The following is a 12,911-nucleotide window of genomic DNA, read 5'->3' as shown; positions in this document are numbered from 1 at the left end:
CATTTAAAAAGATCAGCCATCCGGCTGGTCTTTTTTCGTCGTTTCGGACTTAATCCATTCACCAATTGGATGTTGGAAGGATCAAAAGTGGGACCTCTCGGACTTGATCCATTCAAATATTAAGAATGGCACCTTAGCTTGGCTTATTTTAAGGAATTGTACTATGCAAGGGTAATCGTCATTAGGCATGGTTTTCAGCAGCTCTGCCCACCATTCTGTCTCATAACGAGCTATTATGCTAAGGTTATAAGAAATCAAATAATGGATCAAAAGTTCAGGTAATGAAAAAGCTGACGAATCTTTATTTAGTGATAGCATGAATTGTCCTTCTTCCAAATGATATCGTATTGGAGAAGTAGCATTATGAATGGGAATGCCATCTGTTTTTAAATGCAGTATTCCAGAAGCCTCTGAAATACTGTTAACTTGATTCGTTTTAGCTTTCAAAAATTCTTCCAATCGACTGCTGGACATTTGATAGCTATCCAATATGGCTGCGGGTAATTGAAAACCATCCGAGGAGGGTAACATCGCGACGAAATTTTTCTTGGGAATCGACCATGTAAAGTTTTGCATATCTGGGATCTCCCTCATTAGTGTTCCCATGGAAAATTTTTCACCTTCGAGATGCTTGATATGAAATAATTTCTCGGCAATGCAGGTGAAAAGTCCATTCTTTTGCGTTTTCACTTCGTCCTTTAAAAATTCATATTGTTGTTTTTTCTTTTTTCTCGTAGTTACCCCATGGGCAAGCATCGAAGTTGATTCCGGATAGTTAGGATCAACCGTGAGCAGACAAGCCTTTAACAATTGGGCGAATCCATAAAATGTAAGGATTGGTTGTATGGAAAGTGGGGCAATGGCAGCCTGATTATAATAAGTTTTAGCATGTTCAATATGGTAAATAAATGGATAACAATTATCATAACTTTTTATTTCCGCTTCTGCTATTTTTTCATGTGTGTAACATTTTTGTAAAAAAAGTTGTGAGGAAGATGCGGAAAAAAAAGGTGTATATTTATCGAAATTATCATTGTTTTCAGGCATTGCAGCTATCCTCCGAATTAATAGAATAATCAAACTTTTATTTCTCTTCTTGACAGTAGTATGTCCTATTGATAACCTACAAATAATATTTTTAAGCAGGAGGGGAAAATAATGTGGGAAAATAAATTTGCAAAAGAAGGTTTAACCTTTGATGATGTCCTATTAATTCCAGCGAAATCAGAGGTTTTGCCGAAAGATGTTAACCTTCAAGTCAACTTAGCTGAAAACTTAAAGCTCAACCTTCCTATCATCAGCGCAGGAATGGATACCGTGACGGAAGCTGAGATGGCAATTGCCATGGCTCGTCAAGGCGGATTAGGTATCATTCATAAAAATATGTCTATAGAAGCACAAGCTGAACTGGTGGATAAAGTAAAACGTTCAGAAAGCGGTGTAATTACCGATCCATTTTTCTTAACGCCGGACCACCAAGTATTTGATGCAGAGCATTTAATGGGTAAATATCGCATTTCGGGTGTTCCTGTAGTCAACAATATAGAGGATCAAAAACTTGTGGGTATCATTACAAACCGTGATTTGCGATTTATTTCCGATTTTTCCTTGAAGATTTCCAGTGTCATGACTGTAGAGAATCTGGTCACAGCGCCAGTGGGAACGAACTTGGAACAAGCAGAGAAGATACTTCAAAAATACAAAATTGAAAAGCTTCCCCTTGTAGACGATAATGGAGTTCTTAAAGGACTTATTACGATCAAGGACATCGAAAAAGTCATTGAGTTCCCGAATTCGGCGAAAGATAAGCAAGGAAGATTACTTGCAGGAGCTGCAGTCGGCGTGACTAAGGATACAATGAAGCGTGTAGAAATGCTAGTTAAGTCCCATGTCGATGCAATTGTTCTTGATACTGCTCACGGTCATTCAGAGGGCGTCCTTGAAATGGTAAAGGAAATTCGCGGGACATATCCTGAATTGACGATCATTGCTGGTAATGTGGCAACAGCCGAAGGCACGAGAGCATTGATTGAAGCGGGTGCTGATGTAGTGAAAGTGGGAATCGGACCAGGGTCAATCTGTACGACAAGGGTTGTAGCTGGTGTAGGTGTTCCACAAATCACGGCAGTCTTCGATTGTGCAACTGAAGCAAGGAAACATGGTAAAACGATTATTGCTGATGGCGGAATTAAATACTCTGGTGATATCGTCAAAGCCCTAGCTGCAGGCGGACATGCAGTAATGCTTGGCAGTATGCTTGCAGGGGTAACTGAAAGCCCAGGTGAAACGGAAATCTTCCAAGGCCGCCGTTTTAAAGTATATCGGGGGATGGGCTCTGTTGCTGCAATGGAAAAGGGATCTAAAGATCGTTACTTCCAAGAAGATAACAAGAAATTCGTACCGGAAGGCATTGAAGGGCGCCTTCCATACAAAGGACCTCTTTCAGATACCATTTTCCAACTGATTGGCGGCATTCGTTCAGGTATGGGATATTGCGGTACAGCCACACTGGAAGAGTTGAGAGAAAACTCTCAATTTGTCAAAATGACCGGTGCCGGATTAAGGGAGAGCCATCCTCATGATGTCCAAATTACAAAAGAAGCACCGAACTACTCAATGTAATGAATTTAACATATAATCGTCATTAAAATTTATTGTGAAAATAGACAGAGTCTGCGATTACTCTGTCTATTTTTTTTATTTTTTCTGTGATAAACTAGACAAGGTGTCAAGGGAATTACATAAAGTTTCTTCTTTGTTATAGAGATTAGCTTAAAAGTTGGAGGTATTGGAAATTGAAAAAAATCAGCAAGATGACCCTCATTTTCACTTTTGTTTTTGTTCTTGTTATGTCGCAATTTGCCTATCAACCGGGGGAAGCTGTTGCTGAATCTGATAATTTAGGTTTAAAAGCAGAGGCAGCCATCATCATTGATGGTGAAACAGGACAAATCGTGTATGAAAAAAATGCCGATAAAGTATTAGGGATTGCATCCATGTCTAAAATGATGACCGAGTACATCATAATGGAGTCAATTGAAAATGGGAAAATCAGTTGGGATCAAAAAGTTAAAATAAATAAATACGTACATGACCTTTCAAAAGCACCTAATTTGTCGAATGTTGGGTTAACAGAAGGTGAAGATTATACAGTTAAGGAACTATATCAAGCTATGGCCGTCTATTCTGGAAATGCGGCAACAGTAGCTTTAGCACAGCTAGTTTCCGGAAGTGAAAAGAGTTTCGTTAAGTTAATGAACGAAAAAGCAAAGGAATTAGGCTTGAAAAACCATAAATTCGTTAACGCCAGTGGTTTGAATAACACCGATTTATTAGGCCAGTATCCTACCGGTAATGAAGATGATGAAAATATCATGACAGCAAAAGATACGGCTCTTCTTGCTTATCGTTTAATAAATGATTATCCGGAAGTGTTAAAGATCGCAAGCATTTCTAAATTGAAGTTCCGTGATGGAAAAGAATATCCGAACTTCAACTGGATGTTGCCTGGCCTGATTTTTGAATATAAAGGCGTAGATGGATTAAAAACGGGATCAACCGACTTTGCCGGATATGGACACACAGGGACGGTTATCCGGGACGGTCAGCGCTATATCACGGTGGTTATGAAGTCCACTAATAAAAATGAACGTTTTGCGGATAGCACTAAGCTTATGAACTATGCTTATGCAACTTTTAAAAAGGAAAATATACTTCCAGTAAATTACCAGGTCAAGGGGAAAGAAACACTTTCAGTAGTAAAGGGTAAGGAAAAAAACGTTAAGATTCAAACTGAAAAAGCAATCGAACTACTTGTTGCAAATGGTGAGAAAGATAACTATAAAACAGATTTAGTGATCGATAAAAACAAATTGAATGATGATGGTAAGCTGACTGCACCAATCAAAAAAGGTGAAAAGCTTGGTTACATCACAGTCACTCCTAAAAATGGAGAAGATTACGGGTACATTAACGGAGATCCAGTGAAGGTTAACGTCGTAGCTGCTGAATCTGTTGAAAAAGCAAACTGGTTCGTATTATCAATGCGAGCTGTCGGCGGATTCTTTGGTGACGTATGGAGCAGTGTAGCCTCTACTGTTAAAGGCTGGTTTTAAGTTTCACGTATAAAACGGTTGCGTATTGTATAAAATTATAGTACATTATGGAAAACAATCTGATTATATAAGAAAGCAATGACAGGAAATAGTAACAAGTATTTCTTTCTAAAGAGAGCCGATGGCTGGTGGAAATCGGTGTGAGAGTTTTGTGAATCCGTCCTGGAGCAGAGTATGGAAAGCCTTTTGGGTCAGTAAATACTTTCGGTTAAAAGCCGTTATCGTGATAAGTGGTAGGCGCTTTTCGTAGGCCTTCAACTAGGGTGGCAACGCGGGTTAACTCTCGTCCCTTCTTCAGGGGACGGGAGTTTTTTGCGTTCTTTGATAAATCATCAAAATATTAAGGAGGAACTGGAAATGTTGGATTTGAAATATGTAAGAAATAATTTTGAAGAAGTGAAGCGTGTATTGCAATTTAGAGGAGAAGATTTAACCGATTTAGGCAAATTTGAGGAACTGGATGTAAAGCGTCGGACCTTGATTGCTGATACGGAAAAATTGAAAAGCCAAAGAAATGAAGTTTCACAGCAAGTGGCCGTATTGAAACGGGAGAAAAAAGATGCCGATCAGCTGATCGCTGAAATGCGTGAGGTTGGTGACCGTATCAAAGGATTCGATGATGAACTTCGTGAAGTGGAAGCCCAGTTGGAAACATTACTTCTTTCTATTCCGAATATTCCCCATGAATCTGTGCCTGTTGGTGAGACGGAAGAAGATAATGTCGAAATTCGTAAGTGGGGAGAGTTACCGGAATTCAAGTTCGAACCGAAACCGCACTGGGATGTAGCTGGAGATCTAGGTATCCTGGATTTTGAACGGGCAGCAAAAGTGACCGGAAGCCGATTTGTATTTTATAGGGGTCTTGGTGCACGATTAGAGCGTGCTTTAATTAGCTTTATGTTAGACCTTCATGTTGAGGAACACGGATATGAAGAAATGCTACCACCATATATGGTGAACCGTGCAAGCATGACAGGCACAGGTCAATTGCCTAAATTCGAAGAGGATGCTTTCCGGATTGAAAGTGACGATTACTTCTTGATTCCTACAGCTGAAGTACCGGTGACAAACTTCCATCGTGATGAAATCATGAGCACAGACGATCTGCCGATAAGCTATGCGGCATACAGCGCTTCATTCCGTTCAGAGGCAGGATCTGCTGGTCGTGATACACGCGGGTTAATCCGCCAGCACCAGTTCAATAAAGTTGAATTAGTGAAGTTCGTGAAACCGGAAGATTCTTATGCGGAATTGGAAAATCTTACGGGTCATGCGGAAAAGGTCCTTCAATTGCTAGGACTTCCATACCGAGTGCTTAGCATGTGTACGGGAGATCTTGGTTTCACTGCAGCTAAAAAGTATGATATCGAGGTTTGGATCCCGAGTTATGGAACGTACCGCGAAATTTCCTCTTGTAGTAACTTTGAAGCATTCCAGGCAAGACGGGCCAATATCCGCTTCAGGCGTGATGCAAAAGGTAAACCGGAACACGTCCATACTCTAAATGGATCAGGTTTGGCAATCGGGCGTACAGTTGCAGCCCTTTTGGAAAATTATCAACAGGAAGATGGCAGTGTGATCATTCCTGAAGTATTACGACCATATATGCGCGGTGTGGAAGTCATTAAACCGTAAGTCAAAAGGAATCAGCTTCTGATTAAAGGGGCTGATTCTCCTTTTAATCTAAGTTTGAAAATTATTTCAAAAAAACTTTTTAGAGGACTTGACTTTAATTTTAAATCCATGTATTATAATAAATGTTGATACGGAGGTATACCCAAGTCCGGCTGAAGGGATCGGTCTTGAAAACCGACAGGGGAGTCAAATCCCGCGGGGGTTCGAATCCCTCTACCTCCTCCATAACTTATTAATAACCACAGCGCATAAATTGGATATCGATGAATTCCGTTACGGATTTGTAACGGGATTTTTGTTTTCTAATATATTAAAAAACCACCGGCTATCCGGTGGTTTTTCTGTTTTACACATTTCGTAACAACTTGGTTTGCTCCATATATTCGGCAATCCGTTTGATAAGCGGTTCGATGCTCGCTTCATCCTTCATAAGGTCATATTCATTTATATTTAATCGAAGGATAGGGCAGGCATTGAATTGATCAATCCATTCTTCGTAACGGCCGTGCATTTCCTGCCAATATTCAATTGGGGTATGCTGCTCCATTGGGCGGCCGCGCTCTTGGATCCGGTCGAGGATATCATCCAATGAACCTTCGAGATAGATAAGTAAATCTGGATGCGGAAAGTATGGCGTCATTACCATGGCATTGAAAAGACTTGTATATGTTTCGTAGTCCACATCATTCATGGTGCCTTTTTCATAGTGCATTTTTGCAAATATCCCAGTGTCTTCATAAATGGAACGGTCTTGGATAAAACCACCGCCATATTCGAAGATTTTTTTTTGCTCTTTAAAACGTTCAGCGAGGAAATAGATTTGCAGGTGGAAACTCCAACGATTAAAATCATCGTAAAACTTATCCAGGTAGGGGTTCGTATCAACCTTTTCAAAGGATGTCCTGAATTGAAGGGCATCGGCTAACGCATTGGTCATGGTCGATTTTCCTACGCCAACCGTCCCTGCTATCGTAATGACGGCGTTGTTTGGAATATTATATTTCTTTCGTAAGTTCATTTGACTTTACTCCTTTGTGCAGGGCATTCTCTATTTGACTGATTATCGTTTTCAAATCATGCTTGTTCCCGACGAAATCCAGCTCATCTCCATTGAAAGTAAGAACGGGTATGTCAGGGTGCTGTTTCTCAAATGCTTCCATGAATGTTCGATAATCCGTGGATAACTGCTCTAAATAAATGGAAGATATATTTTTTTCGAATTCACGACCTCTTTTACTGATTCGGGAGAGAAGAGTATCAAGACTTGCATTTAAATAAATCACCATATTAGGTTTAGGCATATCCCTTGTTAAAATATTGAATATTTCAAGGTATTTATTGTATTGGCCGTTTTTTAATGTTCGTTCAGCAAATATCAGGTTCTTGAATATATGGTAATCAGCCACCACGGCTTGTTCATTAATAAGATACTTTTTTTCGATATCTTCCAATTGCTTATAACGGTTACACAGAAAAAACATTTCTGTTTGAAAGCTCCACTCATCAATATCTTTATAGAATTTCCCGAGAAATGGATTTTCATCGACAATTTCCTTTAATAATGAAATTTGAAAATGATCTGCGATAACTTTTGCAAGTGATGTTTTTCCCACGCCGATTGGACCTTCGACAGTGATAAATGGGGTGGATTTCATCCAATCTGTCCTCCTTCATGAGGTTTCAAGCTGAAATTCCCAGTTTATTAGGTTTTTCGCCAAGAGATATTGTATCACAGACTTGGGACTTAAGTGACATTTTTGTTAGGTTGCCAAAGAAAGAGAATGAAAGAGTGTTTTATGGGGAGGGATGTAGGGTGCTCCTTGCTCGATTGAATGCTTAAATGTCTTCACCTTTTTTTATGGATGCCTTGAGAACATGGTTCATCATCTTTAATGCGTAATGATTATCTTCCTTGGATGCTGAGGCGATGCAATCCTTCGGTATCCATAATTTAAATTCCCTCATATAGGCGTCATTGGCCGTGAATAGCACGCAGATGTTTCCGGCTATACCAGTAATGATCAATGTTTCCACATTTAATCGTTTAAGTAGCGTATTGAGTGCTGTTCCATAAAATGCGGAATGCTTCGGCTTGATGAGAAAGAAATCATCCTGTTGGGGTTTTATCCTTTCGATTAATGAGGCATTTCCTTCGTTTTTACATCTATCAATAATTTTATCGAAGTCAGCCTGCCATAAATCATAATGATCATTGATATAAATGATCGGAAAACCATTTTCATTCATTTGCTTTTTTAATTTCAAAATCGGATCGACGATAAGTTCCGTATGTTCTAGGAGCATATTCCCGTGGTTGAAATCAAAATCATTGATCATATCAATGATAAGCAATGCAAAAGAGGGCGATTCAGATTGATTCATGGTATAACCTCCTGTATTGTGAGAATTTACTTGCAGCACGTATGCCGCATGCGTTACTATTCATTAGAATAAGTAGTATGACCTTTATTTTGTCTTATATTTGTCTGTTTACTCCTACTTAATATGAGGGGGTTTTTTATGAAGGATGATGTTTATTACATGAATTTAGCTTTAAAGGAAGCAAAAAAGGCCCAGATGTTGAATGAAGTGCCGATTGGCGCTTTAATCGTAATAGATGATCAAGTTATTTCTGCGGGGCATAACCTTAGGGAAACGGAACAGAATGCAACGGCACATGCGGAGCTGCTTGCAATCAACGAGGCTTGCAATGTTCTTGGCAGTTGGCGACTTGAAGATGCGACATTGTATGTAACGCTTGAACCCTGTCCCATGTGTGCCGGTGCCATTTTACAATCAAGGGTAAGAAGGGTCGTTTTTGGTGCGCATGATCCAAAGGCTGGCTGTGCAGGGACATTCATGGATTTACTTCGAGACGAACGCTTCAACCATCAATGTGATGTAACAAGTGGTGTATTAGGTGAAGAGTGCGGCTGGATATTGACTTCGTTTTTTAAAGAGCTAAGGAATAGAAAGAAAACTTTGAAAAGAGAGCAAGCACTCAAGAGTGCAGAAGAAAATAAATAGGTGAAATACGAATGTTGAAGATGAGGATTTGCTTCATTTGATAAATATGGAATCAAACTGTCCACTAACAACACTTGCGTTTTTTTTGTTACCTTAGTATAATGAATTATGCGTCGTAATGACGCTGCGAAATTGGTATTACATTTGCCGTGCTAGACGGGGAGGTAGCGGTGCCCTGTACTCGCAATCCGCTCTAGCGAGGTTGAATCCCTTCTCGAGGTTAGCATTCTGTAGGGCCTGCCTTAAGTAAGTGGTGTTGACGCCCGGGTCCTGCGCAATGGGACTCCATGAACCATGTCAGGTCCGGAAGGAAGCAGCATTAAGTGGAAGTTCTCATGTGCCGCAGGGTTGCCTGGGCCGAGCTAACTGCTTAAGTAACGCTTATGGTTGCTAATCGACAGAAGGTGCACGGCTGTTATTTTACATAAACAAAAAACTCATTCGTATCGGGTGGGTTTTTTTTTATGCCAAGAAGGCAAAGTGTTGAAAAAATGAGGCAATGATGAAATTTCTTTTTAGCTTTGATATTAAGGAAATCAGTAATGTATAATAAACAGGATGGAGAAAAAAAGGAGGGATTTCCGTGGGGTATCAAGCATTATACCGGGTATGGCGGCCGCAACAATTCATTGATGTAGTCGGGCAGGAACATGTAACGAAAACGTTACAGAATGCCTTGGTCGGGCAGAAGGTTTCGCATGCCTATTTATTTTCCGGTCCACGTGGAACAGGGAAAACGAGTGCTGCCAAAATTCTAGCAAAAGCAGTGAATTGCGAGCATGCCCCAACAAGTGAGCCCTGTAACGAATGTGCTACCTGCCGCGGAATCACCGATGGCTCCATATCAGATGTTATAGAAATTGATGCAGCATCCAATAATGGTGTCGAGGAAATCCGTGACATTCGTGATAAGGTCAAATATGCACCGAACGCGGTTACATATAAAGTTTATATTATTGATGAGGTACATATGCTTTCACAAGGGGCTTTCAATGCGCTTTTAAAGACTTTGGAAGAACCTCCTAAGCATGTAATTTTCATATTGGCGACGACCGAGCCTCATAAGATTCCACTAACGATCATCTCCCGTTGCCAAAGGTTTGATTTTAAAAGGATCCAGCCGCAAGATATAGTTGGCAGGATGTCACAGATCATTGAAGAAACAGGTGTTTCATGTGACGAACAAGCCCTGCATATCATTGCCAGGGCAGCTGAAGGCGGGATGCGAGATGCACTAAGTCTTCTTGATCAAGCGATATCCTTCAGTTCGGAGACGGTTTCTGTGGAAGATGCATTGACTGTCACCGGTTCTGTTTCGCAGACGTTTTTAAGCCGGCTGGCAAAAGCTATATATGATAAAGAAGTAGCGGTGGCACTTGAAGTCCTTGAAGAATTGCTGGCCATGGGAAAAGACCCGGCTAGGTTCATAGAAGACATGATTTATTATTTCCGTGACATGCTTTTGTATCAAACGGCACCGGCACTGGCAGAATCCTTCGAGCGTGTTTTGATAGATCCCCAATTTAAGGAATTGGCAGAAGTGATCTCTTCTGAATCGATTTACTCCATTATTGAAAGCTTCAATCAAACACAGCAGGATATGAAATGGACAAACCATCCAAGGATTTTCCTTGAAGTGGCACTTGTGAAGTTATGTAATGAGCAAAGGCCAAATCAAAGTGATAACGGGCAGCTTCAACAGCTGCAGCAGAAAATAGAGGATTTAGAGAACAGATTACTCGAAATGCAGAAAAACGGCATTCCGGCAGCTATGACAGAAAAACCTGCAGAGCAGGCTAAGGCGCAAAGGGCCATTAAAAAGGCGTATAAAGCACCAGCAGGAAAGATCAATCAAGTTTTGAAACAAGCTACAAAGCCAAATCTTAATACTGTGAAAAGTAAGTGGGGGGAAGTGCTTGAACAGTTAGGTCAGCAAAACCAAAAGTCATTGGCAGCTTTATTAACGGAGGCAGAACCTGTTGCTGCGTCAAATGAAGCTTTTGTGGTAAAATTCAAATATGATATTCATTGTCAAATGGCAATGGAAAATAACCGTTTCGTGGAAGTGATAGCCTCGATCATGCAGCAATTGACCGGACACCGAATGGAGATAGCTGGTGTTCCGGAGAGCCAGTGGCAAAGGTTGCGGGAGGACTTCATCTCAACACAGCAGTTCGACGGTCCAGAAGAAACGGAATCAAAAGAAGAAGATCCTTTTATAGCAGAGGCTAGAAAATTAGTCGGCGATGATTTACTTGAAATTAAAGAATAATTGGAGGTATGGAAAATGGGTATGCGTGGCGGTAATATGCAAAATATGATGAAACAAATGCAAAAGATGCAAAAGAAGATGGCAGAGGCACAAGAAGAATTAGGTGAAAAGAAGATTGAAGGAACCGCTGGCGGCGGAATGGTAACGGTCATCGTGACTGGTCATAAAGAAATAGTCGATGTTATCATCAAACCGGAAGTAGTCGATCCGGATGATATCGATATGCTTCAGGACTTAGTATTGGCAGCGACTAACGATGCTTTGAAAAAGGCGGAAGAACTGACAAACCAAACGATGGGACAATTCACTAAGGGAATGAACCTTCCAGGTATGTTTTAAGCAAGTTCAAAAGAAACTTCCATTCAGGGGGTTTCTTTTGAAATTTTTAGGAGGAATTCGATGCATTATCCAGAACCAATTTCCAAGCTCATTGACAGTTTTATGAAGTTGCCGGGGATTGGTCCTAAAACGGCTGCTCGATTAGCCTTTCATGTACTAAGCATGAAGGAAGATACTGTTTTGGATTTTGCAAAAGCACTTGTTAATGCTAAGCGGAATCTTATGTATTGTTCAGTCTGTGGTCATATTACAGATCAAGATCCCTGTTATATCTGCGAAGATCAAAAGAGGGACAGAAGTTTGATTTGTGTGGTTCAGGACCCGAAAGATGTAATAGCTATGGAGAAGATGAGAGAGTTCAATGGTTTATACCATGTACTGCATGGCAGTATTTCCCCGATGGACGGAATCGGTCCGGAAGATATAAATATTCCTGATTTATTAAAGCGCCTGCAAGATGAAACGGTGCTGGAGGTCATTTTGGCCACTAATCCTAACATTGAAGGTGAAGCGACAGCCATGTATATTTCGCGGTTGCTAAGGCCATCAGGAATCAAAGTGACCCGAATTGCCCACGGACTTCCTGTTGGCGGAGATTTGGAGTATGCGGATGAAGTGACGCTATCAAAAGCAATAGAAGGAAGAAGAGAAATATAAGATAGCTGGGAGGACTTCACTTGTTCTTTCGTAAAAAAAAGAAACTTCGGAATGAATTCAATGATTCGTTAATCGAAGAGCTTGAACATTTGAAATGGAATTGGCATAATCAAAAATCATTACTTGAAAAAAGCGTTGATCCATCTGAGGAAGTAATCGCCCAAACAAGACTGGCGGAAGTGAAATATTTCTACTTATTCAGGGAAGTTAAAAGAAGGAATGTCCGCTTAAAAAGATGATAAGGAAATGGCTGTGAAGGATTGCAAGTTCCTCATGGCCATTTTTTTTCGGTTCTTAATCCATTGATCCCTTCATATAAGTGTAGTACAAGCTTGCGGGGAGGAATGAGTTTGGAACCAGTTGTTTTTGTTGCCGTAGTTGGCGGCCTGATTTTAATGCTCCTCATTATCGGGGCGCCATTAAGACCTGTCCGATTCATAGGGCAGGGGATTATAAAGGTCATTATCGGTGCAGCATTTTTGTTCTTTTTGAATACACTTGGGAATCAAGCGGGCATTCATGTACCCATCAACCCTGTTACCTCGGCAGTCGCCGGTCTGCTTGGAATACCGGGAGTTGCCGCATTGGCAGCCATAGGTTATTGGATCATTTAAATGGTATTGCGTCGAAGTCATTCTGATAAAAACCTCATGGATATCTCCTTGAGGTTTTTATCATGTTATAGTTTTTTTAAAAAAACTAATTAAACCATTGACGATAACTCGTATACCTGATATTATATTAGGAGTCGCCAATGACGACATCACAAATTGCTCAATCGAAAAAACAATGTGAAATAATCATTGACATTAGATTTAGTAAGTGGTAAGATAATGAAGTCGCTTACGAAGTAACGACGATAAATT

Annotated in this window: 13 protein-coding genes, 1 tRNA gene, 1 other RNA gene and 1 other annotated feature; of the genes, 11 read left to right on the top strand and 4 right to left on the bottom strand. The window is 40.5% G+C overall.

Annotation, left to right across the window (positions count from 1 at the left end):
* Positions 1-81: 81 nt before the first annotated feature.
* The gene (locus tag IOC57_RS24440) at positions 82-1,047 is read right to left on the bottom strand and encodes a YaaC family protein (RefSeq protein WP_207441124.1); all 966 of its coding nucleotides are present in this window, start codon (positions 1,045-1,047) and stop codon (positions 82-84) included.
* A gap of 111 nt (positions 1,048-1,158) precedes the next feature.
* On the opposite strand from IOC57_RS24440, the gene guaB reads away from it, so the two are divergent.
* The 4 genes from guaB to IOC57_RS24420 all read left to right on the top strand — a co-directional run bounded on the left by guaB (position 1,159) and on the right by IOC57_RS24420 (position 5,975).
* Entirely contained in the window at positions 1,159-2,622 is a 1,464-nt protein-coding gene (gene guaB / locus IOC57_RS24435) for an IMP dehydrogenase (protein ID WP_207441123.1), read from the top strand.
* 173 nt (positions 2,623-2,795) lie between these two features.
* Positions 2,796-4,115: a D-alanyl-D-alanine carboxypeptidase family protein gene (locus IOC57_RS24430; protein WP_286185165.1), complete on the top strand. Its 1,320-nt coding sequence runs from the start codon at positions 2,796-2,798 to the stop codon at positions 4,113-4,115.
* A gap of 69 nt (positions 4,116-4,184) precedes the next feature.
* Positions 4,185-4,409: a binding site (T-box leader), on the top strand.
* 63 nt (positions 4,410-4,472) lie between these two features.
* On the top strand, positions 4,473-5,750 hold the full coding sequence (serS, locus tag IOC57_RS24425) for a serine--tRNA ligase (protein WP_207441122.1): 1,278 nt from the start codon (positions 4,473-4,475) through the stop codon (positions 5,748-5,750).
* Between the two features lie 132 nt (positions 5,751-5,882).
* Positions 5,883-5,975 (top strand) — tRNA-Ser (locus IOC57_RS24420).
* A 121-nt stretch (positions 5,976-6,096) separates the two neighbouring features.
* Here IOC57_RS24420 and IOC57_RS24415 read toward each other — a convergent pair.
* From IOC57_RS24415 to IOC57_RS24405, 3 genes are all read right to left on the bottom strand, one after another.
* Complete coding sequence (locus IOC57_RS24415; RefSeq protein WP_207441121.1) at positions 6,097-6,768, bottom strand: deoxynucleoside kinase; 672 nt, start codon at positions 6,766-6,768, stop codon at positions 6,097-6,099.
* On the bottom strand, positions 6,746-7,405 hold the full coding sequence (locus tag IOC57_RS24410) for a deoxynucleoside kinase (protein WP_207441120.1): 660 nt from the start codon (positions 7,403-7,405) through the stop codon (positions 6,746-6,748). Before IOC57_RS24410 ends, IOC57_RS24415 begins: the two co-directional genes overlap by 23 nt.
* 181 nt (positions 7,406-7,586) lie before the next feature.
* Complete coding sequence (locus IOC57_RS24405; RefSeq protein WP_207441119.1) at positions 7,587-8,132, bottom strand: cysteine hydrolase family protein; 546 nt, start codon at positions 8,130-8,132, stop codon at positions 7,587-7,589.
* Between the two features lie 138 nt (positions 8,133-8,270).
* On the opposite strand from IOC57_RS24405, the gene tadA reads away from it, so the two are divergent.
* The 7 genes from tadA (at position 8,271) to IOC57_RS24370 (ending at position 12,659) form a co-directional block, all read left to right on the top strand.
* The gene (gene tadA, locus IOC57_RS24400; protein ID WP_207441118.1) at positions 8,271-8,777 is read left to right on the top strand and encodes a tRNA adenosine(34) deaminase TadA; all 507 of its coding nucleotides are present in this window, start codon (positions 8,271-8,273) and stop codon (positions 8,775-8,777) included.
* A 147-nt stretch (positions 8,778-8,924) separates the two neighbouring features.
* Positions 8,925-9,189, top strand: an RNA gene (gene ffs, locus IOC57_RS24395) — signal recognition particle sRNA large type.
* Positions 9,190-9,360: 171 nt separating this feature from the next.
* Positions 9,361-11,049 carry a DNA polymerase III subunit gamma/tau gene (gene dnaX, locus IOC57_RS24390; RefSeq protein WP_207441117.1) on the top strand — a complete coding sequence of 563 codons (1,689 nt, stop codon included), beginning with the start codon at positions 9,361-9,363 and terminating at the stop codon, positions 11,047-11,049.
* Between the two features lie 21 nt (positions 11,050-11,070).
* Positions 11,071-11,388, top strand: coding sequence for a YbaB/EbfC family nucleoid-associated protein (locus IOC57_RS24385; protein WP_053348895.1), 318 nt, complete (start codon positions 11,071-11,073; stop codon positions 11,386-11,388).
* A 60-nt stretch (positions 11,389-11,448) separates the two neighbouring features.
* The gene (gene recR, locus IOC57_RS24380; RefSeq protein ID WP_034316264.1) at positions 11,449-12,045 is read left to right on the top strand and encodes a recombination mediator RecR; all 597 of its coding nucleotides are present in this window, start codon (positions 11,449-11,451) and stop codon (positions 12,043-12,045) included.
* A 20-nt stretch (positions 12,046-12,065) separates the two neighbouring features.
* Positions 12,066-12,284, top strand: a complete 219-nt coding sequence (locus tag IOC57_RS24375) for a YaaL family protein (RefSeq protein WP_063236519.1) — start codon at positions 12,066-12,068, stop codon at positions 12,282-12,284.
* Positions 12,285-12,389: 105 nt separating this feature from the next.
* Positions 12,390-12,659 (top strand): pro-sigmaK processing inhibitor BofA family protein, encoded by a 270-nt coding sequence (locus IOC57_RS24370; protein WP_370694145.1) that lies wholly within the window; start codon positions 12,390-12,392, stop codon positions 12,657-12,659.
* Positions 12,660-12,911: the final 252 nt, after the last annotated feature.

This window comes from Bacillus sp. SD075 (genome assembly GCF_017355165.1).
Lineage (GTDB): Bacteria > Bacillota > Bacilli > Bacillales > DSM-1321 > Peribacillus.
This window is presented reverse-complemented; position numbering and strand designations above follow the sequence as displayed.

Excerpts from the sequence above, each read along its gene's own strand:
- IOC57_RS24440 (WP_207441124.1), bottom strand. The coding sequence starts at position 1,047 with ATGCCTGAAAACAATGATAATTTCGATAAATATACACCTTTTTTTTCC.
- guaB (WP_207441123.1), top strand. The coding sequence starts at position 1,159 with ATGTGGGAAAATAAATTTGCAAAAGAAGGTTTAACCTTTGATGATGTC.
- serS (WP_207441122.1), top strand. The coding sequence starts at position 4,473 with ATGTTGGATTTGAAATATGTAAGAAATAATTTTGAAGAAGTGAAGCGT.
- IOC57_RS24415 (WP_207441121.1), bottom strand. The coding sequence starts at position 6,768 with ATGAACTTACGAAAGAAATATAATATTCCAAACAACGCCGTCATTACG.
- IOC57_RS24410 (WP_207441120.1), bottom strand. The coding sequence starts at position 7,405 with ATGAAATCCACCCCATTTATCACTGTCGAAGGTCCAATCGGCGTGGGA.
- IOC57_RS24405 (WP_207441119.1), bottom strand. The coding sequence starts at position 8,132 with ATGAATCAATCTGAATCGCCCTCTTTTGCATTGCTTATCATTGATATG.
- tadA (WP_207441118.1), top strand. The coding sequence starts at position 8,271 with ATGAAGGATGATGTTTATTACATGAATTTAGCTTTAAAGGAAGCAAAA.
- IOC57_RS24385 (WP_053348895.1), top strand. The coding sequence starts at position 11,071 with ATGCGTGGCGGTAATATGCAAAATATGATGAAACAAATGCAAAAGATG.
- recR (WP_034316264.1), top strand. The coding sequence starts at position 11,449 with ATGCATTATCCAGAACCAATTTCCAAGCTCATTGACAGTTTTATGAAG.
- IOC57_RS24370 (WP_370694145.1), top strand. The coding sequence starts at position 12,390 with ATGAGTTTGGAACCAGTTGTTTTTGTTGCCGTAGTTGGCGGCCTGATT.